Annotated in this window: 19 protein-coding genes and 1 pseudogene; 8 read left to right on the top strand and 12 right to left on the bottom strand. The window is 69.5% G+C overall.

The genetic code is table 11. From position 1 onward, the window contains the following. Positions 1 to 10 precede the first annotated feature (10 nt). Positions 11 to 295: a hypothetical protein gene (locus E8A74_RS18470; RefSeq protein ID WP_211365388.1), complete on the top strand. Its 285-nt coding sequence runs from the start codon at positions 11 to 13 to the stop codon at positions 293 to 295. A gap of 3 nt (positions 296 to 298) precedes the next feature. Here the strand turns inward: E8A74_RS18470 and E8A74_RS18465 are convergent, their stop codons facing one another. Together E8A74_RS18465 and E8A74_RS18460 are read right to left on the bottom strand one after the other, a co-directional pair. After that, a complete protein-coding gene (locus tag E8A74_RS18465; protein ID WP_136930337.1) occupies positions 299 to 1,417 on the bottom strand; it encodes a HupE/UreJ family protein in 1,119 nt (372 codons plus the stop codon). A gap of 3 nt (positions 1,418 to 1,420) precedes the next feature. Next, a complete protein-coding gene (locus E8A74_RS18460) occupies positions 1,421 to 2,794 on the bottom strand; it encodes a tetratricopeptide repeat protein (RefSeq protein WP_232379636.1) in 1,374 nt (457 codons plus the stop codon). Between the two features lie 105 nt (positions 2,795 to 2,899). Between E8A74_RS18460 and E8A74_RS18455 the strand changes: the two genes are divergently transcribed. Beyond that, complete coding sequence (locus E8A74_RS18455) at positions 2,900 to 3,862, top strand: hypothetical protein (RefSeq protein ID WP_136930336.1); 963 nt, start codon at positions 2,900 to 2,902, stop codon at positions 3,860 to 3,862. Between the two features lie 17 nt (positions 3,863 to 3,879). Here E8A74_RS18455 and E8A74_RS18450 read toward each other — a convergent pair whose 3' ends face one another. After that, positions 3,880 to 4,473 carry a hypothetical protein gene (locus E8A74_RS18450; RefSeq protein ID WP_136930335.1) on the bottom strand — a complete coding sequence of 198 codons (594 nt, stop codon included), beginning with the start codon at positions 4,471 to 4,473 and terminating at the stop codon, positions 3,880 to 3,882. A gap of 81 nt (positions 4,474 to 4,554) precedes the next feature. On the opposite strand from E8A74_RS18450, the gene E8A74_RS18445 reads away from it, so the two are divergent. Beyond that, positions 4,555 to 5,361 (top strand): hypothetical protein, encoded by an 807-nt coding sequence (locus E8A74_RS18445; protein ID WP_136930334.1) that lies wholly within the window; start codon positions 4,555 to 4,557, stop codon positions 5,359 to 5,361. 76 nt (positions 5,362 to 5,437) lie between these two features. Here the strand turns inward: E8A74_RS18445 and E8A74_RS18440 are convergent, their stop codons facing one another. Next, a complete protein-coding gene (locus E8A74_RS18440; protein WP_136930333.1) occupies positions 5,438 to 6,844 on the bottom strand; it encodes a DUF4331 domain-containing protein in 1,407 nt (468 codons plus the stop codon). A 34-nt stretch (positions 6,845 to 6,878) separates the two neighbouring features. Continuing rightward, positions 6,879 to 7,961: an SMP-30/gluconolactonase/LRE family protein gene (locus tag E8A74_RS18435; RefSeq protein ID WP_136930332.1), complete on the bottom strand. Its 1,083-nt coding sequence runs from the start codon at positions 7,959 to 7,961 to the stop codon at positions 6,879 to 6,881. 261 nt (positions 7,962 to 8,222) lie between these two features. Between E8A74_RS18435 and kbl the strand changes: the two genes are divergently transcribed. Next, complete coding sequence (kbl, locus tag E8A74_RS18430) at positions 8,223 to 9,431, top strand: glycine C-acetyltransferase (RefSeq protein ID WP_136930331.1); 1,209 nt, start codon at positions 8,223 to 8,225, stop codon at positions 9,429 to 9,431. A gap of 66 nt (positions 9,432 to 9,497) precedes the next feature. On the opposite strand, the gene E8A74_RS18425 is transcribed toward kbl, so the two are convergent. The 3 genes from E8A74_RS18425 to E8A74_RS18415 form a co-directional block, all read right to left on the bottom strand. Beyond that, complete coding sequence (locus tag E8A74_RS18425; RefSeq protein WP_136930360.1) at positions 9,498 to 10,673, bottom strand: zinc-binding dehydrogenase; 1,176 nt, start codon at positions 10,671 to 10,673, stop codon at positions 9,498 to 9,500. Between the two features lie 95 nt (positions 10,674 to 10,768). Next, on the bottom strand, positions 10,769 to 12,241 hold the full coding sequence (lepB, locus tag E8A74_RS18420) for a signal peptidase I (protein WP_136930330.1): 1,473 nt from the start codon (positions 12,239 to 12,241) through the stop codon (positions 10,769 to 10,771). Positions 12,242 to 12,301: 60 nt separating this feature from the next. Next, on the bottom strand, positions 12,302 to 13,366 hold the full coding sequence (locus tag E8A74_RS18415) for a hypothetical protein (RefSeq protein WP_136930329.1): 1,065 nt from the start codon (positions 13,364 to 13,366) through the stop codon (positions 12,302 to 12,304). 108 nt (positions 13,367 to 13,474) lie between these two features. Between E8A74_RS18415 and E8A74_RS18410 the strand changes: the two genes are divergently transcribed. The 4 genes from E8A74_RS18410 (at position 13,475) to E8A74_RS18395 (ending at position 20,390) form a co-directional block, all read left to right on the top strand. Then, entirely contained in the window at positions 13,475 to 14,473 is a 999-nt protein-coding gene (locus tag E8A74_RS18410; protein WP_136930328.1) for an NAD(P)H-dependent glycerol-3-phosphate dehydrogenase, read from the top strand. 84 nt (positions 14,474 to 14,557) lie between these two features. Continuing rightward, positions 14,558 to 15,955, top strand: a complete 1,398-nt coding sequence (locus tag E8A74_RS18405) for a hypothetical protein (protein ID WP_136930327.1) — start codon at positions 14,558 to 14,560, stop codon at positions 15,953 to 15,955. Positions 15,956 to 16,043: 88 nt separating this feature from the next. Next, positions 16,044 to 17,957, top strand: coding sequence for a sigma 54-interacting transcriptional regulator (locus E8A74_RS18400; RefSeq protein WP_136930326.1), 1,914 nt, complete (start codon positions 16,044 to 16,046; stop codon positions 17,955 to 17,957). Beyond that, positions 17,958 to 20,390 carry an endonuclease MutS2 gene (locus E8A74_RS18395; RefSeq protein WP_136930325.1) on the top strand — a complete coding sequence of 811 codons (2,433 nt, stop codon included), beginning with the start codon at positions 17,958 to 17,960 and terminating at the stop codon, positions 20,388 to 20,390. It begins immediately after the preceding gene. Positions 20,391 to 20,466: 76 nt separating this feature from the next. Here the strand turns inward: E8A74_RS18395 and nusB are convergent. From nusB to E8A74_RS18375, 4 genes and pseudogenes are all read right to left on the bottom strand, one after another. Continuing rightward, positions 20,467 to 20,886: pseudogene (gene nusB / locus E8A74_RS18390) on the bottom strand (transcription antitermination factor NusB); the annotation flags it as partial. A gap of 18 nt (positions 20,887 to 20,904) precedes the next feature. Next, entirely contained in the window at positions 20,905 to 21,411 is a 507-nt protein-coding gene (ribH, locus tag E8A74_RS18385; RefSeq protein WP_136930323.1) for a 6,7-dimethyl-8-ribityllumazine synthase, read from the bottom strand. 10 nt (positions 21,412 to 21,421) lie between these two features. Further along, positions 21,422 to 22,576, bottom strand: a complete 1,155-nt coding sequence (ribB, locus tag E8A74_RS18380; RefSeq protein ID WP_136930322.1) for a 3,4-dihydroxy-2-butanone-4-phosphate synthase — start codon at positions 22,574 to 22,576, stop codon at positions 21,422 to 21,424. 49 nt (positions 22,577 to 22,625) lie between these two features. Next, the gene (locus E8A74_RS18375; RefSeq protein ID WP_136930321.1) at positions 22,626 to 23,366 is read right to left on the bottom strand and encodes a riboflavin synthase; all 741 of its coding nucleotides are present in this window, start codon (positions 23,364 to 23,366) and stop codon (positions 22,626 to 22,628) included. Positions 23,367 to 23,375 lie beyond the last annotated feature (9 nt).

The raw sequence follows: 23,375 nt of genomic DNA, 5'->3' as shown, positions 1-23,375 counted from the left end.
CTGCGCGGGTATGGGTAAAAACGTCATCGTGTCGGAGGAGACGCTCCGGGATCTCCTGGAGGCGCACGCATCTCTTTCGGCCTGGTATTACGAGCTCTCGGCCGCGCTCGCGACGGCCGGGGCCTCGGCGCGCTCGCCCGACGACGCGAGCCGCGCGGCGTTCGTCGAGGGGATCGGCAAGATGTTCCCCGAGGTCGCGCAGGTCGCCGCCTCGATCCGCGTGCCCCGCCCCTTCGTCCCGCCTCCGCCCCGCATCTCGATCCCCGCGCCGATCACGGACGATCCGAAGCGCTGACGTTCAGCCCTCCGCGTCCACGATGCGGAGGACGAACCACACGAGCCCGAGCGCGGCGATGCCGAGGCTCAAGATCTTCACGCCGCGCTTCTCCAGCCATTTGCGCTTCTGCGCCACGACGAGCAGCGGCACCACGACGGCGAGCACCACGAGCTGACCGGCCTCGACGCCCAGGTTGAACGCGACGAGCGCGCCCGGGATCTGCGGCCTGGGGAGCGCGATTTCCCCGAGCGCGCCCGCGAACCCGAAGCCGTGCACGAGGCCAAACGGGAACGTGACGCGCCAGCGCTTCTCGGCGTCCTTCACGAGCTGGTTCTCGACGCCGACGTACGCGACGGAGAGCGCGATGACAGGCTCGACGATCCGCCCGCTCGGCGCCCAGATCCCGAGCACGGCGAGCCCGAGCGTGATCGAATGCGCCACCGTGAACGCGGTGACGACGAGCAAGAGCGCGCGCAGGCGGCCGCCGACGAGCACGAGGCCGAAGAGGAAAACGAGGTGGTCGTAGCCGAACAGGATGTGCTCGATGCCCATCCGGAAGAAGCCGACGAAGCCTTCGTTTTTGGGCTCGGCTTTTGGCGCCGCGGGGGCCTCGCCGCCGCCGGGCAATCCGGCGATCCCGAGCTCGCGGTTCGCGCCGAAGAGCACGTGCTCGGTGGGCCCGGCGCCCACGTCCGCGCGCGCGACGTGGCGGTGGCCGTACGGGAGCTCGTCGAGCACGTCGAGGCGCACGCGCACCGCGCGGGGAGGCGTGGGGCAGCGGTAGACGGAGCGCAGGGAAAACCCGTCTTCTTCCACGAGGAACGCGTCGTCGAGCGTCCCCGGGCAAACGCCCTCGCCGGCGCGCACGGAGACGCGATCGACCACCGCGCGACCGAGCGCCGCGCGGGCGTGCTGGATCTCCGTGGGTGAAATCGCGCCGTCGCCGTCCTCGTCCAGGCTCCGGACGAGCGAGAGCACCTCGCGCCGCGCGAAGACGAGCTCCGCGGTGATCGTCGCGCCGCTGATCTTGTAGTCGCCCCGGGACAACCCCACCTGATGGGCCGAGGCGACCCGCGGCAGGAGCACGAGGAGCACGCCGAAACACGTGAGCAGCACGGCGAACAGGGCGCGAGGACGCACGCGCTAGCCTCCCTCGCCGAGGAGCTTTTTCGCCTCGGCCGCGGCGTTCGGCTCGAAGTGCGGGTTCATGGCGAGCGCCTCGCGGACGAGCTTTTCGCCCTCTTTTTTCTCGCCCTGCGCGATGCGGATCGCGCCCGCGTGGAAGAGCAACACGGGCTCGCGCGTGCCGTGCGCGCGGGCCGCGTCGCTCTCCTTGCGCGCGGCGGCGAAATCGCCCTTTCGATAGAGCGCCCACGCGAGGACGTCGGTCGTGTGGATGCCCTTGCGCGCCTTCATCTCCTCGCGGATGAGCACGAGCGCCTCGTCGGGATCCTTGTCCTTCGCCGCGAGGAACGCCGCGAGCGTGCGCTTGTCCGTCGCGCGGCCGATCTCCGCGACGCGCTTGTACGCCTCCGCCGCGCCCTTCTCGTCGCCCGCGGCCTTCCGCGCGTCGCCGAGCAGCCACGCCGTCTCGCAGAGCGGGCTCTTCGCGAGCGCGCGCGCGGCGAGCTCGGCGGCGCGCTTTGCATCCCCCTTCGCGAGCGCCACGCGCGCCTTGCCCACGAGCGCAGGCGGGTACTCCGCGACGGCGCTGAGCGCGCGGTCGAAGCCCTTGTCGGCGCCGTCGACGTCGCCCTCGTGCCAGAAGACTTTTGCCGCCTCCACGAGCACCCACGCGAACGGCTCGGGATCCCGCGGGTCGCTCGCGTCCATCGCCGCGCGGTAGTTCTTCTTCGCGGCCGCTGGATCTCCTTGCAGCCAGCGCAAGAGGCCCGCGCGCCCGTAGGCCGGCAGGCTCGGCTTGAGATCCATCAGCCGCTGCGCGGTCGAGAGCGCCGCGTCGAACGCGCCGAGCTCGAGCTCCGCGTCGGCCTTCGTGCCGAGCGCGAGCAGATCGTCCGGATCGTCGGCGAGGATCTGCTCGGCGAGGTCCTTCGCCTCGACGAACGCGTGGCTCTCCAGCAGCACCGCCGCGCGCAGGTTCCGCGCCGGCCGGTTCTTCGGCTCGCGGCCGAGCACGAGATCCGCGACGGCCCCCGCGTTCAAGTAGTAGCCCGGATCCGCCTCGTACCGCGCCTTCCGGACCCACGCGCGCCCGAGCAGGATCCACGGATCGATCGGCTCGGGCGTCTTCTCGATGCGCCGCACGAGGATCTCGATCTCCTTGTCGACCGTGCTCGATCCGCTCGGTTTTTGCAGAGCGAGCGCGCGTGTCGTCCGCGCGGCGTCGTCCTGCACGGACGGCGCCACGGACGCCGATGGAGCGGCCGCAGACGACGCGATCGGCGCGGGTGGCGTTTCCTGCGCGGCCTTGTTGCAGGCGGGGATCACGAGGACGAGCAGGGCGGCGAGGGCACGCCGGCTCGGGGTTCGGGAGATACGCTCGCTCGAGGGCACGATGGCTTCACGCGCTACGCGCGACGGGCCTCTCCGGCCCCGCGAAAACGTATCAAAAAAAGGCCTTGCTGTGCGGGGACCGTGTCTGCGATGCGATGGCTACGCATGAGGCCCGCTTTCCTTCTGCTCTTCGTTTTCGGGGTGTTCGGCGGCTGTACGTGCGGAAAGGACGCGGGGTCCGGGGCCACGCCCTCCGCGAGCGCGCCCGCCTCCGCGGCGCCGAGCGCGAGCGCGCCCGCCGCGAACACGTCGACGCCTGACGACGAGGTGCGGCCCGTGTATCCGAAGACCAACGACCCGCCCGATCCCCTCGCCGAGAAGCTCTGCGACGCGCTGCACGGCGTGCCCACGAAGCGCAGAGCGACGTGTTGCGGACACGCGCCCGGCTTCTCGCTCGCCGCCGAATGCACGCGCACCTTGAGCTACGCGCTGCGGGAAAAGGCCGTCACCGTGGACGCAGCCGCGGCCGACGCGTGCATCGCTGCGATGGAGAAAGCGCACGAGGGATGCGCGTGGGTCGGGCCGACGGGCGCGCCGTTGCCCGCCGCGTGTGACGGCCTCGTGCGTGGCGTGCTCGCCGAGGACAAACCGTGCCGATCGTCGCTCGAATGCGGCGACGGGCTCCGCTGCCTCGGCGTGGGACCGACGGACACGGGCACGTGTCGCAGGCCGCTCCCGACGGGCTTTCCGTGCGGCGTCTCGGTCGACACGCTCGCGGCGCTCACGCGGCAGGACACGTTCGAGGCGCGCCACCCCGAGTGCTCGGGCTACTGCGCGCAGCGCCGCTGCCGCGAGCTCGTGGCCGAGGGCGGCGCATGCAAACTCGACGTCGCGTGCGGCGCGGGGAAGATCTGCGACGACGGCAAATGCCGCGCAGGCGCGCTCCCCGGCGAAGGGCGAACTTGCAAGCTCACCTGCGCCGCCGGGCTCCGCTGCGAGAAAGGACAATGCGTCGGCCCGAAGGAAGAAGGCGCCGCGTGCGAGCGCGACGTCGAGTGCCGCGGCGGTTGCCTGCGCGGCGACGCGGGCAAGGGCGGTACGTGCGGCATGAAGTGCCGCATGTTGTGACGAACGAGCGCGTTCGCTCAGCGCCACTGAAGCATGTCCGCGTCCATCTGCGGCGGCGGCGTCGCGGGCTTCGGCGGCGGCGCGGCCTTGCCCGTATACGGATCCTTCCCGTCGATCGGGCGCAGCAGCGAGAGCTGCACCTTTCCACCGCGCACCGTGACCTTCACCTGGCCCGAATCGAGCAGCGCTTGCACCTTGCGCACCGCGGCCGCTCGCTCCTCGGCCGACCCTTGCTCCGCCGCGCGGCGCGCCGCTGCGATGTCGACCTCGGCCGGCACCTCGTTCTCGTGGATCCGCGACACCATGCCCTCGACGCGCGCCAGCCGGGCGGACATCTCGGCGATGCGCCCGTCGCGCTCGTCGTCCCGGTCCCTGCGCGCGTCGCGGCCATAGCTCGCTTGCGCCATGGCCATCACCATGGCCATCTGCTGCGTGAAGGCGGCTTGCCGCTCCTCCAGCACGCGGAGCTGCGCCTCCCGCGCGGCGGACTCCCGCCGCACGGCGTCGATCTCGGCGAGCGCCCGGTCCTCTCGACCCGGATCGACGCACCCGACCCCGAAGGCGCCGAGGCACGTGATCACGAAGCACCCTGTCACCCAGCGACTGGCCATGCGCACCTCCACCAGAGTCCATCGTATCCCGACCGTCCCGCAGGCGAAATGTCCGCCTTCCCCGGGCGCTGAGGCCCTCCGATGAGCGGGAGCATGTCGGGCGGCCATTTCCTGGGTTTTTATGTCGCCGTGCTCGGGCTCGTGGCGCTCGTCGTCGCCGTCTCCCGCCCGCACATCGCCGCGCGCCTCGGTCGCCGCAGGATCCCCGCCGCCGTCGCCGCGACCCTGCTCCTCGTCGCGCTCGCCATCTTCGGCAGCGGCACCCGCAGGATCACCCTCCGCACGGCCGTCGGACCGAGCGGCGGCCTGCCCGCGCGCCTCTCCCAAGCGCACGTCGACGCGGCGCTCGCCCGCGCCACATCCCCCGCGTTCGTCGCGTACGTCGCGGCGCTCAGCGGCCTCCCGCCGCTCGATCACCCCGATGGGCTCGGCCCGCGGTTGTCCATTCGGCACGTCTCGGGCTTCGACCTTGCGAACGAGGGCCTTCGTGTCTCGCCGCCGCCCAAGGTCGGCGAGCCCTGGATCGTCGTCTCGTACGACGACACCGAAAATGCCCTGCGCGCGGCCTTCGACGGCGGCGAGGGCATGCGCCGCTTGCAGGTCGTGCAGCGCCTCGTGACGGACGTCATGCCCGAGCTGATCGTCATCGAGGCGATCCGCGCGGCGCCCACGGACGCCGAGAGAATCGAAATCCTCCGCGGGCAAACCCTCACCGTGCCCCACACGGCCGAATTCTTGGCGCGCGCGCTCGACGAGATCGCGGCGAACGCCTCGCCCGCGCTGAAAGACGTCCTCGCGTCGAAGCGCGCGTACGTGCAGAAATACCTCGACGACCCCACGATGCGGGGTTTGCCCCCGACCACACGCCTCGCGCCGCCCGCGCCTTGAGTCGCCCCCCAAAAAGCGGAAAGCCCCGCCGAGGCAGGGCTTTCCATGGCAACCCGTTACGATCGACGAGCGGCGATCACTCGCCCTTGCCGCGCGTCGACCCCTCCCAGGGCGGCGCGAGGTACGGGAACCCGTTTTTGAACGTCGCGTCGTTCGTATCCACGCCGTCGGGCACGTTCGCCGCGAGCTTGCAGAGCAAGAGGCTCAGCTCGATGTCGGTCACGTCCTCTTCCTTGTTCGTGCCCTTGTTGACCTTGCGGCCGTTCGGGAACTGCGAGGGAATGCCGAGATCCACGCGCAGCACGTCGCCGATCGCCGTGATGTTGTGCCCGAACATGCCGTTCAGGCTGATGGTGTCGATGATGTCCGTGCGGTTCGACTTGAGGCCCGCCGGCCCCCCCGGGCAGGCCGCGAGCGGGCCGCCGGCCATGTAAAAGCCCGCGAACTCGGCGTCGCGCACGATCACCGGGTTCAGGATGTACGCGCCGAAATTCGCCACGTCGTCCTTCGGGTGCGTCCGGTTGTACTTGTCCTTGTCCTGAATGCCGATCACCGCCTCGTTGATGAGCGGCAGGCCGAGGCGCGAGACCGGGACCCACGGGCCAAAGCCGTCCGCCGATTCCTTCTTGCGCAGAATGCGGGTCTTGCGGCGGCTCGCCGAGGCCCACACGCCGATCGTCTGGTTGTCGTTCGCCGTGCCGGGGACGACGGCCGCGCCGCCGTTCGCCACCGCGAGCGGGATTTCCAGGGCGATCGTGTGCACGTTGTAACCCGACACGTTGTCGTACGGCGTGCCGCCGAGCACGGTCTCGAGGCCGGCGAGATCGAAGATCGCGCCGAGGTCCACGCCAAAGCCGTCATCGCGCGGACCCGCGAAGACGCGGCCCTCGCCGCCATTGAGGTTGCGCACGACGGACGTCGCGCTCTCGTCCACGAAGTACTGCTCGTACGTCTTGCCCGGCGGAATCTGATAGGCGAGCGCGTTCGTCCGCGGACCGACGTTCGGCGGGGCGACCGGCGCGTCGTTCACGACGACCGTCGGGTTGGCACCATTGACGAGCTTCGTCACCGAATACGTCTGCGTCGCGCCGGAGAGCTGCGAAAAGAACTCCTTGCCGCCGCCGACGGGGGCCGCCAGGTCCGCCGGATCGACGGAAGGGTACGCCGTCGACTTGAAGCGGATCTGGTAGGTCAGCGCGTCATTGAGGCTGCTCGGGCCCCGCGCGATGTGGATCTCGTAGAGCACGTCGTCCGAGAACTTGTGGAAGTTCGGGCCAGCGGCGGGCTCTTCGAGGGGGATGTAGTTCGCAAGGATCACGAGGTTCCCGCCCTCGACCCAGGCATACAGATCGGTGTTGTCGGCGCGGGGGTCCTCGCCAATGCCCGGCGCCTCGGCGTGGCTCGAAGCCATCGCCGTGCCCGCCGTCCCGAGAATCGTGAGTGCCGCGAGGGCAGCGCTCGTCCACGTCATTCGCTTCATCATGATGAGGAAAACTCCTTGTTTTGCCCTCTGGCGCTCACGGGAACGTAACGCGAAACACGGTCCCGCCCTTGGCCGTGCTATCGACGAAGGCGAACGTATTGCCGCCCTTTTTCGCGCGATGCAGACCCGCGGCCTCGGTGAACGTGTCGATGTCCTGCGACAGGTACGTCGGCGCGTTCGTCTTGAGATCCACGGAGATCACGACGTCGGTCTGCTTCTCCGTGTCGAGCGCGGAGACGAGCAGGGTCTGGTCGCCGTTCATGAGCGCGACGCCGCAGGGATACCCCACGCGAACCCCCGAAAGGATCACCGTCGCCGTGCCATTCGGCGCGACGGCGAAGATGCTGCCGAGCCCGTCGCCCTGCACGGTATCGCAGGCGTACACCGTGCCTTCGACGGAAATGGCCACGCCGCTGGGATCCTGGAACGGATTGCCCTTGATGACGGTGGACACGCTGCCGCTTCCATCCGCGGCGAGCTTGAAAATGCCGGGCACGCCCTGCGGATCGGTGCCGGCGAAATAAAGGACGTCCTTGCCGCCCTCGTCGCGAATCTCGAGGCCACGCGGCCGATACGCGTCTGCCGCCGTGAGCCCGGTCAGCGCGCCGCCGTCATTGGCGATCGTGAAGATGCGGCCGCGATCCCCGACGGGATCCTCGGCGCCCACATCCGCGACGAAGAGCTTGCCGCCGTCGGTGCTCGTCGCGAGGTTGAGCGGCGCCACGAGCGGAGCGCCCGCGTGGAGCGCCGTCGGAGGCGCGGAGTTGTCGCCCTTCGCCTTGAAAAGGGCCGGCTCGCCGTTCGCGTCGAGCCCCGTGAAATACACGTCGTTGCCCGCCGGATCCGGGGTCGCGTCGAACGGGCGCTGGAACGACGCGTGATTCGAAGCGGTGGAGACGGCGAAATCGCCCGAACCGCCGCTGCCGCCGGTGCCACCCATGCCACCGGTGCCTCCCATCCCCCCCGTGCCCCCCGTCCCGCTGCTGGACGAGCTCGACGACGTCGTCGTGTTTCCGGGCGGCGGTTCGTCGCTGCAACCCTGCGCGGCGATGGCGACGAAAAGCAAGCCGGTCACGGCGATGGGGCGCAGGAGGCGGTGATGCCTCGTTTCCCTCATGCTTCCTCCTTCAAATGGACCTCCCCACCCAGCCGCCGCGCTTGCAGCGCGTGCCACGTTCGATTAAGTGAGTGTCACGCGCCGCTGCGTGGAGGATGCGTGGTTCGACCCGCGATACCCCTTTATCGGGGTTCGCGGGCTACGCCCGAGCAGTGGCCGCGGTTGCGCGCGTTCTGCGCGTTATTCGTGAAATGGCGCGATCTCGTGAGCGAGGTCGCGGGCATCGACCACGAACGACCCTCGATCTAGACTGCGCGCGCCATGTTCGACGTCGCGAAGTCCATCTACGCCCAAACCCTCAGCGAGATACGTTCGGCCGGCCTCTACAAGGACGAGCGCGTCATAACCACGCCGCAGGGCGCGAGCATCCGCACGAGCGGCGGCCCGTCGGGCGCTCTGCCGCGCGAGGTCCTGAACTTCTGCGCCAACAACTACCTCGGCCTCTCCTCGCACCCCGCGGTGATCGAGGCGGCCAAGCACGCCATCGACACGCACGGCTTCGGCCTCTCCAGCGTCCGCTTCATCTGCGGCACGCAGGACCTGCACAAGCAGCTCGAAGGCACCATCAGCCGCTTCTTCGGCACCGACGACACGATCCTCTACTCGTCATGCTTCGACGCGAACGGCGGGCTCTTCGAGACGCTGCTCGGCGAGGAAGACGCGATCATCTCGGACGCACTGAACCACGCCTCGATCATCGACGGCATCCGCCTCTGCAAGGCCGAGCGCCACCGCTACCAGAACGGCGACATGGCCGCGCTCGAAGAGGCGCTGCGCAAGACGCAGGACAAGCGCATCCGCATGATCGCGACCGACGGCGTCTTCTCGATGGACGGCTACCTCGCGAAGCTCGATGTCGTCTGCGATCTCGCGGACAAGTACCGCGCGATGGTGATGGTCGACGACTCGCACGCGACGGGCTTCATCGGGCCGACGGGCCGCGGCACGCCCGAGGAGTGTGGCGTCCTGCACCGCATCGACGTCATGACCTCCACGCTCGGCAAGGCCCTCGGCGGCGCGAGCGGCGGCTTCACCACGGGCCGGCGCGAGATCATCGATCTGCTCCGCCAGCGCTCGCGCCCGTACCTGTTCTCGAACACGGTCGCGCCGCCGATCGCGGGCGCCTCGATCGCGGTCTTCGCGCTGCTCGAACGAGAGCCCGCGCTGCGCGAGCGGCTGATGTCGAACGCGCGCCGCTTCCGCGAGGGCATGACGGCGGCGGGCTTCACCATCAAGCCGGGCATCCACCCGATCGTGCCGATCATGCTGGGCGACGCGCGCCTCGCCGCGGACCTGGCCGCCGCGATGCTGGAGGAAGGCATTTACGTGATCGGCTTCTCGTACCCGGTGGTGCCGAAGGGCGAGGCCCGCATCCGCGTGCAGCTCAGCGCCGCGCACACGCCCGAGCACGTGGAGCAGGCGATCGAGGCATTTACCCGCGTGGGCAAGAAGCTCGGCGTCGTGGCCTGAGCGCCCCTTACCCCCTGCCCCCTCTCCCTGCGGGTCCCTGCGGGGGAGAGGGGGTGAAGGGTCGAATCAGTAGCGGATGACGACCTTCGGGTAGGTCGTGATCGCCTTCTGGAAGTCGCCCGCGTCGTATTCGCGGAAGTCGAACATCGTCCCCTCGCCGCGCTTGAGGATGACCTCCCAGATGAGGTCGTGGATGTTCGGATCCCGCGACTCCAGGAGATGCCGCGTGATGTGCCAGGTCTCGAAGATCCGGCGCCCGATCACGCTGTGCAGGCTGATGCCGTCGACGATCAGCCGATCGAAGTTCTCGATCACCGCGTCGCCGCTCTTCAGGCCGAACAGGATCACATCGCCGCCGCGACGAACCGCGTGGATCGCGTTGTTCACGCTGGAGTTCACGCCGCTCATTTCGAGGGCCACGTCCACGCCGACGCCGTCCGTCAGCTTCCGGATGCGCTCCGTCAGCTCCGGATCGCTCTTGTGCGGCTTGTCCTTCGAACCGTTCTGGAGCTGCGGCCGAAGCACCACGTCCGCGCCGAGCCGCCGCGCCATCTCCGCGTGGCTCTCCATCGGCTCGACGCCGATGATGTAGTTCGCGCCCATCGCCCGCGCGACCGCCACCGCGAAGAGGCCGATCGTCCCGCAGCCGACGATCGCCACGCGCTTGCCGCGCAGGTTCACCTTCGTGCACGCGTGCACCGCGTTGCCGAACGGCTCCTGGATCGCCGCGACCTCCGGCCGGATCTTCGTGATGTCCGTCCGCCACAGGTTCTTGGCGGGCAGCTTCACGAGCTCGGCGAAGCAGCCGTCCTCGCTGATGCCGATGATCTTGTCGTCGGCGCAGACGTGCGTGTCGCCGATGCGGCACTGGTAACAAACGCCGCAGGGGATGTGGCTCTCCGTCGTCACGACGTCGCCCACTTCGAGCCCGTATTGCCGCTTGGCGTCCGTGCCGAGCTCCACCACCCGGCCGAGCAGCTCGTGCCCGATCACGCGCGACGACTTCTTGTCGCGCTCGAGCGACTTGAAGATCATGTCCTTGAAGGCCGAGCGGAACCAGATGCCGCGGTCCGAGCCGCAGAAGCCGGTCATGATCGGCTTGATGAGCACCTGCGACCGGTCGTGGTAGTCGCTCGTCTCGTCGATGCGCGGCTTCTCTACCTCGGTCTTGCGCAGGCCCGTGGAGTTTTCCCACGGATCCGTCTCGCGGTCGTATGTCAGGGCCTGCATCGCGTCGCTCACGTTGTGCGCCTCCTCGAAAGACACGTCGGCCAGTGTCGTCGCGGTACGACGCTACGCAAGTCCCAAGGCGATCGAAGCCTGCTTGACGCGTTGGGTTAACGCAGCTTGCGACCAGGCGGAGGCGTCGTCTGCGAGACGGGCGGGCGCTCGCGCATGCACTTGTCGAGGCCCGCTTGCAGCGAAGCGTCGAGCCCGCCAGGGAGCTTCGGACGGCCCATCACGTTCACGAAGAGCCTGTCCTGCGCGATACCGCCACCCGGCGCGAAGCTCATCCACACGAACATCGCGCGGCCCTTGATGTTCTCGAAGGGCACGCCCGCGCCGAGCCCGCCGCGCCAGCTCCGCGAGTCGTGGCTGTTGTAGCGGTTGTCGCCCATCACCCACACCTCGTTCGCGTTGACCTTGAACGGTGTCGGTGAGCCCTGCAGATGGCCGCAGATCCCTGCCTTGCACGACTGCCCGATCCCGCACTCTTCTTGCCCCTTGCACGTGGGTTCGTCGGGGCCGTTCGGGTGCATGTCGTCGTGCGCGAAGAGCGTGAGGTAGGACTTGTCCTCCAGGAACTCCACGTAGAGCCAGCCGTCGTTCCCGTAGCGCCCCACGTAGCAGTGCGGCACGAGCCAGCCGTTGATGATCGGGCGGCCGTTGATCGCCTCCAGCGTATCGCCGGGAGCCGCGATCACCCGCTTGATGAAGTCTTGCTCCTTGTTCTCCGGGAACTTGAAGACCATCACGTCCCCGCGCGTGGGCGGCAGGCTCGAGAAGAGCCGCTTCTCCGTCCACGGGATCAGCGGGCCGTAGGTCAATTTGTTCACGAAGATGTGATCGCCGATCATCAGGCTCGGGATCATCGAGCCGCTCGGGATCTTGAAGGCCTCGATCACGAACGCCCGCAGGATGAGCGCGACCGCCACCGCCACGCCGATCGACTCGGCGTACTCGCGCATCTCGCCCTTGCGCCAGCGCGACAGGTGCTCGCCGACCGCGCGGTCGGCCCGCGCGTGCGCCGTGTCGAACTCGGCGAGGTCGAACGTCTCGGCGTTCATCACCTTTTCAAGGCCGCTGATGGCCTCGTCGAGGCGCTCACGCTCTGCGGTCCGGAGCCCCTTGGCCACGTCGCGCGCGTTCTGCTTGAGGATACGCCGCGCCTCGTCGACGAGCGCCTGCGCCTCCTCGTACCGCGCCCGCGCTTGCGGCGGGATGTCCTTGCGTCCGACGCCGATCGCGCTCGAGAGCGGGAGCTCGTAGCGGTAGTGCCACGCGAGCATCGCGAAGATCGTGAAGAGCACGATGCCCGCTGGAATCTGCTGCTCCGCGACGAAGACGCGCAGGCCTCCGGCCGAGACGTCCCCGGGCGCCGGGGTCAGCAGCCAGACGGCGAGAATGGCCAGGACAAACGGGAGCGTGACGATCCAGATCGCGTAGAAAAGTCCGCGGAGCCAGGTCGGTCCGGCGCTGCCCGTGTTCGGCCGGTGGGAGGGGGACGGGTCGGATCCCTCCGTCGCGCCGCCTTCTTTGGCGAGGGCGGGCGAGCTCTCGGGAGACCGTTCATCCGGCGTGGTTGCCAAGGGGTTAGCCTTTCTATACGCCGCCCTGGGGCAGGGCAAGGGCGAGAGGCGCCGCGAACTTCAAGGCGCGGCCCCGACTTCGACCGCGTAACTGACGAGAGCGGCCCGGTCGTCACCGGCCGCGCCGGGCGGAGCCGTCCTGCCGGCCGCCGCCGTGTTGTCGAAGACCACGTAGTACTGCCCGGCCGGCAGCGGCAGCGGTCTCCGCCACACCATGCCGGAGGGCACGGGCTCGTCCAGGACGGGGGCCGCGGGCGGAGGCCCGAGCGCGACGTTCGTCGTGTACTGCTGAAGCCACGCATCCCCCACGCCGCGATGCACGACGATCACGTCGACCGCAGGCGCGCCGTCCACGGCCACGCTGAGGTACAGGGCCTGCCCCTTTCCTTTGACCTCGAAGGGTCCCGTGTAATCGCGCTGGTTCTGGTGGACCTCGATGCGCTCGTTCACGAGCACGAGCCGTCCGTTGTCCGCCGTCTTGTACGGCGACCCCGGCCGCTTGCCCTTCTCCACGACGCCGAGGCCGAAGTCGACGCTGCCGTCGGAATCACGGATGACCGTGAAGCCACGGCTGATCTCCTTCTTCAGCACCGCGCCGCCGACTTGATCGAGGAAGCCTTGGGTGGATCCGCCGGGCAGGCCGAAGGCCCCGGGCGCGGGCGGCTGCTCGACGAGGCGCGAGCCGAACGTCGTGGCGCTCGTCGCGCGCTCGCGGAAGTACACGTACATCGTGCTGCCATCCATCAGGAAATCGTGGTCGTACTCGACGGCCGCGCTCGCATCGAAGCCGATGCGCTTCGTGAGGTTCGTCCAGGCGTAACCGTAGCCGCCGAACTGGAGGAAGAGGTTGCCCGAGGCGAGCTCCTGCGCGGCGCAGGAGAGCGGGAAGAAGCGGCCCGTCGCGGGGTCTTCTTCGCGCAGCTTGAGCGGCACGCTGCGCTTCTGCACCTCGCGACAGATCTCGCCGCGCGCGAACGAGAAGATGCCGCGGCGGAGCGTGAGGTTGCCCGGATCGTTCACGACGCCGGGCATCACCGCGAGCGACGTCTGGCCGCAGCTCGCGCCTACGAAGGAGAGCGCGAAAGCGACGGAGAGAAGACGCGCTGTGACGGCACGGAAGGACATGGCGGGGGAGAATAGTGCATACGCACGGCCTCGGGCAGGTTTGGGGCGCAGCTCGGCATGTCCGAGCGGAGCCCCAAGCGTTGAAAGGGGTGATAGCGTTTTGGCCTCATGTCGAAGGTGGCAGTCCTTGGCGCGGGGGCGTGGGGCACGGCGCTCGCAAAGGTCCTCGCAGACAAACAGAACCCGACGTTCCTCTGGTCGCACAGCGCCGATCTCGCGCTCCTGATCAACGAGCGGCGCGTGAACGAGCGGTACCTGCCCTCGGCCCCGCTGCCGCCGACGCTGCGCGCGACAGGCGACATCGAACAGGCGCTCTCCGGCGCCGAGCTCGTCGTGTTCGTCGTGCCCTCGCACGCGATGCGCGAAGTCGTGGCGCGCGCGCGACCGTACCTCCCGCAGCGCGCGCTCCTTTGCAGCGCGACGAAGGGCATCGAGAACGACTCGCTCATGCTGATGAGCGAGGTGCTCATCGACGAGCTCGGGCGCGACGTCGAACCGCGGCTCTCGTATTTGTCGGGGCCGAGCTTCGCGAAGGAGGTCGCCGCGGGGCAACCGACGGCCGTCGTCGTCGCGGGCAAGAGCAACGATGAGACCGTGGCCGTGCAGCACGCGTTCGCCACGGAGCGACTGCGCGTCTACCAATCGGACGACGTCGTCGGCGTGGAGGTCGGCGGGGCGCTGAAGAACGTCGTCGCCATCGCGGCGGGCGCGGTCGACGGGCTCGGCTTCGGCCACAACGCGCGGGCCGGTGTCATCACACGTGGGCTCGCGGAGATCGCCCGGATCGCCATGGTCAAGGGCGGCAGCCCCCTCACGCTCGCGGGCCTCTCGGGGCTCGGCGACCTCGTGCTCACGTGCACCGGCGAGCTCTCGCGCAACCGCACCGTCGGCTACGAGATGGGGCGCGGGCGCACGCTCGACGACGTCCTTTCGCACCTCGGCCACGTCGCCGAGGGCGTCAAGACCGCGAAGAGCGCCTACGATCTCGGGACGAAGCTCGACGTGGACCTGCCCATCACCAGCGAGGTCTACCGCGTGCTCTACGAGCAAAAGACCCCGCTCCAGGCGGTCGTGGACCTCATGAACCGGTCGCTGCGCAAGGAATGACGCGCCCGATCGCGCCTCGCCGACACGGTCCGCTTTGCGCAGAAGAAGGCAGGAGAGCCGGAAAGGTGTAGACTCGGAGGCGCAATGCTACGTGCGCGTTGGTTCGCTCTCCTTGCTGCATGCCTTTCCCTTGGCGCCGCTGCGACGGCCGCGGCGCAGAACCCGGTCCCGGATCCGTCCGGTCAAGCGCCGCCTCCGCAGCCCTTCCCGCTGCCGACGACGCTGCCCACGATCCCGGGCTTGCCGCCGCTCATCCCGCAGCAGCCCTCGACGCAGCCGGATCCGAACCAGCCGCAGCAGCCGCCGCAGCAGCCCACGCTCCCGGGCCTGCCCACGATCCCCGGCCTGCCGCCACTCATCCCGCAGCAGCCCACGCAGACGCAGCCCACGCAGCCCACGCAGCCCACGCAGCCGACCCCCTACGGGCAAACCCAGCCTTATCCGTACGGACAGCAGCCGTATGGACAGCAGCCTTATGGGCAGCAACCTTATGGGCAGCAACCTTATGGGCAGCAACCATATGGCCAACCGTATGGCCAGCAGCCTTGCGTGCAGCAGCCGTACGGCCCTCCGTGCCCGGCGCAGATGCCCGTCCCGCTGATGCAGGATCGGACGAAGCTCGAAATGGGCTACCTCTACGGCGCCTCGATCGCCTGGGGTGTGACCACCGGCATCTGGATCGATCTCGAAGCGGAGACTGAAAACCCCGGCCTCGCGCTCATCGCGCCCGCGCTCTTCGGCGCCGCCGCGCCGACCGCGATGTTCTTCCTCGATCGCCCGAAAATGCCCCTGGGCCGCCCCTCCGCGGTCGCCACCGGCATCCTGCTCGGCTCGGGCGAGGCCGCGCTCATCTGGTCACGCCAGTACACCACGGCGAAATCGGGCGAGGAGTGGGGCCCCAAGCAATATTTCCGCGCCCACGTCATCAGCTCGACCATCGGCGGCGTCGGCGGCTACCTCGCGCATTACGGCCTCAAGTTCCGTCCGCAGACGAGCATGTTCGTCGGCTCGGCGGCGCTCTGGGGATCGATCGCGGGCGGCGCGTTCGGCGGCGGCGGCAGCAACGGATCGTGGAGCGCGTGGGCCAACGACGGCGTCTTCCTCGGCGGCCTGATCGGCTACAACCTCGGCATGGCCGCGGCCGCGGGCGTCTCTGCCGTGTGGACGCCGTCGTGGAACCAGCTCGGGTGGATGTGGGGCGGCTTCGGCGCGGGCGCCGCGGTCTCCGCGCTCGTCTATCCGTTTTACGCGCTCTCGGATGACGCCGATCCGCGCAGCGGCCTGATCTTCCAGGGAGTCCTGTCCCTGCTCGGCGTGGCCGGCGGCGCGCTGATCGGCGCCCCCGAGAGCAGCAGCGCAACGGCCCAGGCCCCCACCCCGGGCATCGGCAATCACCCCAAGTTCGCGCGCATCCTCGGCCCCTCCATCATGCCGGTCCAGGGCCCCGGCGCAGGGATCTCGCTGATCGGCGAGCTTTACTGACGCACGGCGACGTAGCCGAGCCTCCCGACATCGAACGGCGCGCGCCAGGGCCGACGCTCGCGGCAAAAGCGCTATCCTCCGGGTCCCCATGCCGACACTGAAGTACTTCGCCGCCCGCGGCGCGCCTCGGGTGTATGCCGTGCACAAGCCGGTCACGACGATCGGCAAGGCGCTCGGAAACGACGTCGCGCTCGCGGGGACGGGGCTCGCGGACCACCACGCGCAGATCTCCTTCGACGGCCGGGACTTCGTGCTCGAAGAGCTCGACCGGGACGGCGACATCCAGATCAACGGCAAGAAGAAGCGTCGCGCGCGCCTCGTCCACGGCGACCGCGTCACGCTCGGCGCCGTCGAGCTCGGCTTCTCGATGTTCTCCGAGGCCACGAAGGCGCGGAACGACGACGACGAGACCGAGAAGCCCGCGACGCCCGGCGTCTCCGCGGAGCTCGCGGGCGTGCGCAAGCTCTTCGCGTTCAGCGAGAAGCTCATCAACCGGCGCAGCGTCGACGAGCTGCTCGAAGCGATGCTCGACGACATCATCGAGCTGACGCACGCGGACAAGGGTTTTCTCCTGCTCGTCGAGGGCGCCGAGGAGGCCGCGGATCCGGGCAAGGGTGCGCGGCGCGAGGCCCAGGGCGAAGAGCGCAAGCTCGTGGTGCGCGCCTCGCGCAACGTGCGGCGCGAGGCGATGACGGACGCGCAGGGCTCGATCTCGGACAGCATCGCGCGGCAGGTCCTCGCCACGGGCCGCCCGATCATCGTCTCGGACGCGCTCGCGGACACGCAGTTCGGCCGTAGCGAGAGCGTCATCGCGATGAAGCTCTCCAGCGTCATGTGCGCGCCGCTGCGCTCGCAAGGCGAGGTGATCGGCGCGCTCTACGTCGGCAACGACAAGGTCAAGCACCTCTTCGATCGCACGCAACTCGAGCTGCTCGGCATCTTCGCCTCGCAAGCGTCGCTCATCCTGCAAAACGCGATGCTCCTCTCCGCGCTACGGGCCGACAAGGCGAAGCTCGAAGCGGAGCTCAAGGACAAGAAGTTCGGCGAGATCATCGGCGCGTGTCCGAGCATGCTGGAGGTCTTCCGCAAGCTCACGAAGGTCGCGGCGACGGACATCAGCGTGCTCATCACGGGCGAGACCGGGACGGGCAAGGAGCTCATCGCGCGGGAGATCCACCGGCGATCGAACCGCGAGGGCGGGCCGTTCGTCACGATCAACTGCGGCGCGATTCCGGAGACCCTCATCGAGAGCGAACTCTTCGGCCACGTGAAGGGCGCGTTCACCGGCGCCATCGCGAGCCGGCCCGGCAAATTCCAGGTCGCGGACAAGGGCACGCTCTTCCTCGACGAGATCGGCGAGCTGCCGCTGAACTTGCAGGTCAAACTGCTCCGCGCGCTCCAGGAGCGTGTCGTCTTCCGCGTCGGCGACTCGAAGCCGGAGAAGGTCGACATCCGCATCGTCGCCGCGACGAACCGAAACCTCGAAGAGGAGATCCGCGCGAACCACTTCCGCGAAGACCTCTACTACCGGCTCAACGTCGTGAACCTGTGGCTCCCGCCCCTGCGCGAGCGCGGCGACGACGTGCTCATCATCGCGAAGATGCTGCTCTCGAAGTACGCAGACGAGCTCGGCAGCTCGGTGCGCGGCTACAGCCCCGCGGCGCTCGCGGCGGTCAAGAAGTACGGCTGGCCCGGGAACATCCGGCAGCTCGAAAACCGCATCAAGAAGGCGCTCGTGCTCTGCGACAAGACGCTGCTCGGCCCCGAGGATCTCGATCTCGGGCCCGGCGCGGAGACCGCCATCTTGCCGCTCGAAAAAGCGAAAGAAGAATTCCAGCGCAGGTACGTCCTCGAAGTGCTGGAACGCAACAACGGCAACCGCACGCAGACCGCCCGCGACCTCGGCGTCGATCCACGCACCATCTTCCGGTACCTGGAAAAAGAGCAGAACCCGATGCCGAGCGGCGCGGGCGGCACGCCGCGGGATCCTTCCGAAGGCTGAATGGAAAGCACCGAAGCCCGGTCCCTCCCCCACCCCTGTCCCGACAAAACGCGCGCCGATCTCGAATGGGATCGGCTGCTCGCGGCGCTCGCCGATCGCGCGGCGAGCGAAGCCGGCAAGCGCATCGCCCGTGATCTCCCGTTCGCCTCGACGCACGAAGGCGTGCGGGTCGCGCTCGGCGAGGTGAAGGAGGCCGTCGACCTCGATCGCACGGCCGAGCCCTTGCCCGCCGCCGACGTGCCCTGGGTCGAGGCCGCGCTCGATCGCGCGCGCATCGGCGCGACGCTCGCGAACGAGGAGCTGCGCGCCGTCGGCCGTTGCCTCGCGGAGGCCGGCCGGCTGCGGCGTTTCCTCGCGGCGCGCAAGCAAAGGCTGCCGCTGCTCTTCCGCGCGTGCTCGACCGATCCGGGCCTCGACGCGCTCGAGCGCGAGGTGAGCTCTTCCTTCGATCCCGACGGCACGCTCTCCGATCGCGCCTCGCCGCGCCTCGCCGAGCTCCGCGGCGAGCGGCGCAACCTGCGCGATCGCCTCGTCCGCAAGCTCGACGAGATCATGCGCAAGCACGCGGACATCCTGCAGGACACGTACTACACGGAGCGCGACGGCCGGTACGTGCTGCCCGTGCGCGCCGACGCGCACGAGCGGTTCCCGGGGATCGTGCACGCGACGAGCGGGAGCGGCGCGACGCTCTTCGTCGAGCCGCGTGTCGTCGTCGACATGGGCAACCGCCTGAAGATGGTGGAGGCCCTCGTGCAGCACGAAGAGGAGCTCGTCTACGCGGCGCTCAGCGCGAAGATCGGCGAAGAGATCGACGCGGTCGCGGCCGCCGTCTTTGCCCTCGCATACGCGGACGTGCGCGCCGCGGCCGCGCGCCTCGCGAAGGATCTACGCTTCACGTTCCCCGAGGTGCCCGAGGCCGCGTCCGTGGGATCGATCCACCTCGTCGGCGCGCGTCACCCGCTGCTCGCGCTCGACGGCGTCTCCGTCGTCCCGAGTGATCTCGGGATCACGGCGGGCCACGCGATGATCGTCTCGGGCCCGAATGCGGGCGGCAAGACCGTGGCGCTGAAGACGCTCGGCCTCGCCGCGCTTTGCGTCCGCGCAGGCCTGCCCGTGCCGGCCGACGAGGGCTCGCGCGTCGACGTCTTCGAGGTCGTGCTCACGGACGTCGGCGACGATCAGAGCCTGCACAAGAACCTCTCCACGTTCAGCGCGCACGTGCAGAACCTCGCGCACATCCTCGCGGACACGCGGCCCGGCGCTCTGGTCCTGCTCGACGAACTGGCAGGCGGAACCGATCCGCGCGAAGGCGAGGCGCTCGCGTCCGCGGTACTCGACTCGCTCTGCGCGCGCGGCGGCACCGTGGCGACGACGACGCACTACGAGGGCCTCAAAGCGCTCGCGCTCGCCGATCCGCGCTTCGAGAACGCCTCCGTCGGCTTCGACATCGCCACGATGAGCCCGACGTTCCGGCTCTCGATGGGCATCCCCGGCGCGTCGAGCGCGCTCGCCGTGGCGCGCCGCTTCGGCATCCCCGGCACCGTGCTCGATCGCGCCGAGCGCTTCCTCTCGCGCGAGGCCGTGCGCTTCGAGGACATGGTCGCAAAGCTCCAGGCCGAGCGAAACGCGCTCGAAGTCGCGCGCACGTCGGCCGAGCGCGAGGTCGAGATCGCGCGTGACAAACAGCGCGCGCTCGACGAGGAACTCACGCGCCTCCGCGCCGAGGAGCGACGTTTCGTCACCGAGGCCGGCCGCGAGCTGATGGAGTCGATCCGCAAGGCGCGGCAAGACATCCGCGACGCTCAAGCGCGCCTCCGGGCCAAGCCCACGGCCGAGGACCTGCGCGCCGCGGCCCGCGCGATCGACGCCGTCGCCCAGAAGACGAGCACCTTCGGCGAGCTCGAACCGACCGGGCGTGACGAAGGTTTGTCCCGCGGAACCGTCGCGCCGGCCGAGATCCGCGTCGGCACACGCGTCTACGTCCCGCGCCTGCGCGCGGAAGCCGACGTCGTCGAGGTCCTCGCAAACGGCCAGCTCCGCGTCGCTGCCGGTCCCCTCAAGCTCACCACGTCCATCGCGGAGGTGCGCGCGGCGGATGGCGGTTCGTCCGAAAAAACCCGCGCGGGCGGCGGCAAAAAGCGCGTCGATCTCGACGCGGCCGCCGATCCGGACGTCCCCATCCAGACGAGCGAGAACACTGTTGATCTCCGCGGCCTCCGCGCGCACGAGGCCGTCGGCATGGCCGAGCAGTTCCTCGATCGCTCCGTCGGCGCGGGCCGCCGCGTGGCGTTCCTGATCCACGGCCACGGCAAGGGCGCCCTGCGCGATGCCGTGCGGGACGCGATGCGCCAGAGCCCCTACGTCTCCCGCCTCCGCCCCGGCGAACCTCGCGAGGGCGGAGACGGCGTCACGGTCGTCTGGCTCCGCGCTTAGCGGGCCGGTGTCCTCCACCGCCGCCGCCACCGCCACCGCCCTTGCCGCCGGGCGCGGCCGCCTTGCTCGCGGCCGCGCGATCACGATCGACGCGGCCGAGATCCTCGGCGACCCGATCGAGCACGCCGTTCACGAACGCCGACGAGTCCTCGCTGCCGAAGCGCTTGGCGAGCTCCACGGACTCGTCGAGGATGACCGCGCGCGGCACGTCCCCGCCGTTCATGAGCTCCCACGCGCCGAGGCGCAGCACGTTCCGATCGACCCGCGCCATCCGCTCGAGCCGCCAGTTCACGCTCGCCTTGCGGATCGTCTCGTCGACCTTCTTGAGGTCCTTCTCGACGCCTCGCACGATCCGGTCGGCATACTCCCGACCTTCCGGATCCCCCGGCGTCAGACGCCAGTAGTGCATGATCACGCGCTCGGCCGAGCTAGTGCCCTGCTCGAGCGCAAACAACATTTGCAGCGCGGCCTCGCGGCCGGTCGACCGAGCGCCCATGGTCCCGAGAGCTTTCGTTCAGAGCCCGGCGCCGTCGAGGGCCGAGGCGAGCGAGACCATCTCGATCGCGCTCACGGCGGCCTCCCAGCCCTTGTTGCCAGCCTTCGTCCCAGCGCGCTCGACCGCCTGCTCGATCGTGTCCGTCGTCAGGACGCCGAACGTCACGGGCACGCCCGTCTGCAAGGAGACCTGCGCGATCCCCTTCGTCACCTCGGACGCGACGTAATCGAAGTGCGGCGTCGATCCGCGGATCACCGCGCCGAGCGCCACGATCGCGCTCACGCTGCGCTTCTCCGCGAGCCTGCGGACGACGACGGGGATCTCCCACGCGCCCGGCACGCGCACGATCGTCACGTCCGACGTCGAACCACCATGCCGCGCGATCGCGTCGAGCGCGCCTTCGACCAGCCTGTCGACGATGAAGTGGTTGAACCGGCTCACGACGAGGGCGAACTTCGCCCCCGACGGGACGACCAGGTGGCCCTCGACCGTGCGCGGAGCGCCGCGCTCTCCGTTGGTGCTCATCCGAATTTCCTCAAGCCTCGCCCTGCATCGACACGAGCGGCACGCGCTCGACCACCTCGAGCCCGAACCCGTCGAGCCCCGCGATCTTCGTCTGGCTGTTCGTCAGAAGCCGGAGCTTCTGGCAGCCGAGATCGGCGAGCACCTGCGCGCCGAGCCCGAACTCCCGCAGCGCCTGCTGTGGCGCACGCGTCTCTTGCGTCGTCGTGCGGCCCTTCGCTTCGAGCTCGGCCCCGAGATCGAGCCGCGGCGGGATGTAGAGCACCACGCCCTCGCCCGCCTTCTCGATCAGCGAGATCGCCTCGCGCAGGTTCGACCCGCCCTCGAACGGCGTCGAGCTGAAGAGGTCGGCCACGAGCGCGCCCGCGTGCACGCGGCAGAGCGTGGGCTTCGTGCCGTCCACCGTGCCCTTCACGAGCGCGAGGAACTGCCGTGCTTCACCGATGATCTCGTAGACCGCCGCCGTCCACGTCGTGCCCGTCAGATCGAGCCGGATCTGCCGCTCCGACACGCGACGCACGAGCCGCTCGGTCTGAAGGCGGTACTGGATGAGGTCCGCCACCGACAGGATCACGAGCTCGTGCTGCCCGCCGAACCGCTCGAGGTCCGGCATCCGCGCCATCGTGCCGTCGTCGTTCATGATCTCGCAGATCACGCCCGCGGCGCGGAGCCCCGCGAGCCGGGCGAGATCCACGGAGCCCTCGGTTTGTCCCGTCCGAACCAGCACGCCGCCGCGCCGCGCGCGCAGGGGAAACACGTGCCCCGGCGTGACGAGGTCGGTGGGCCGCGCGTCCGGCTGGATCGCGACCTGGATCGTCCTCGCGCGATCGGCCGCGCTGATGCCCGTGGTCACGCCCGTACGCGCCTCGATGCTCACGGTGAACGCCGTCCCGAGGGGCGGACCGCCGCGCCCCGGGGCGCTCATCATCGGCAGCTCGAGCCTATCGACCTGCTCCTCTTCGAGCGTCAGGCAGATGAGGCCACGGCCGTGCTTGGCCATGAAGTTGATCGCCTCCGGCGACACGCGCTCGGCGGCCATGCAGAGGTCGCCCTCGTTCTCGCGGTCCTCGTCGTCGACGAGGATCACCATCCGACCGCTCCGGATCTCGTCGAGCGCGCGGTTCACACGGCTGAGGACGGCAGAGTCGATCGTCAGTCGATGCGGCATGGTGCCCCCGCCCTTCTCGCTCGCGCGTGGGTTGGGAGTGGCGAGCTCATCAAAGGAATCCCCCCGATCGGAGCTTCGCGAGGAGGCGTTCGTCCCTGGATTCGTGGTGGTGGTGCTCATCGTTTTCTGCGACCTTTCCTCCCCACCCCGGCGCCTCTTCCGACGAAGACGTAGCGCGCGCTCCGCTCGCGATCGAAAGCTGGCGCGCCACGTAGCGCGCGAGCACATCGACTTCAAGATTCACGGCTTGCCCCGGCCGAAGATTGCCGAGGTTCGTCCGCCCGAGCGTGTGCGGCACGAGCATGACCTCGAACACGACCCGTGACGAGCGCCCCTGCCCCTGATCCGTCACCCGGTTGATCGTCAGGCTCACGCCGTCGATCGCCACCGAACCCTTGTCGGCCAGGTACGGCGCCAATCCGCCGTCGGCCTCGACCACGAGCCGCGTCGCGTCTCCGCTCGGCGCTCGCTCGCTCACGCGCCCGATGCCGTCCACGTGCCCGAGCACCATGTGCCCGCCCATGCGCCCGCCGAGCTTCATCGCTCGTTCGAGGTGCACCCGCGCGCCCACCACGAGCGCGCCGAGCGTCGTCCGATCGAGCGTCTCCGAGGACATGTCGCACTCGAACCCGGCCTTTCGGATCCGATCCACGGTCAGGCACGCGCCGTTCACGCTGATCGACTCGCCGAGCTCCAGCGGCCCGAGCGAGCACTCGATGAACGCGCGCGCGACGGGGCTGCCGGCCCTCTGCCGGAGGATCCCGATGGTCTCGACGAGGCCTGTGAACATCCTCTTCGG

It is taken from the genome of Polyangium fumosum, assembly GCF_005144585.1.
Classification (GTDB): Bacteria; Myxococcota_A; Polyangia; order Polyangiales; family Polyangiaceae; genus Polyangium; species Polyangium fumosum.
Note: the sequence above shows the minus strand (reverse complement) of the source record. Positions and strands in the feature narration are given on the sequence as shown.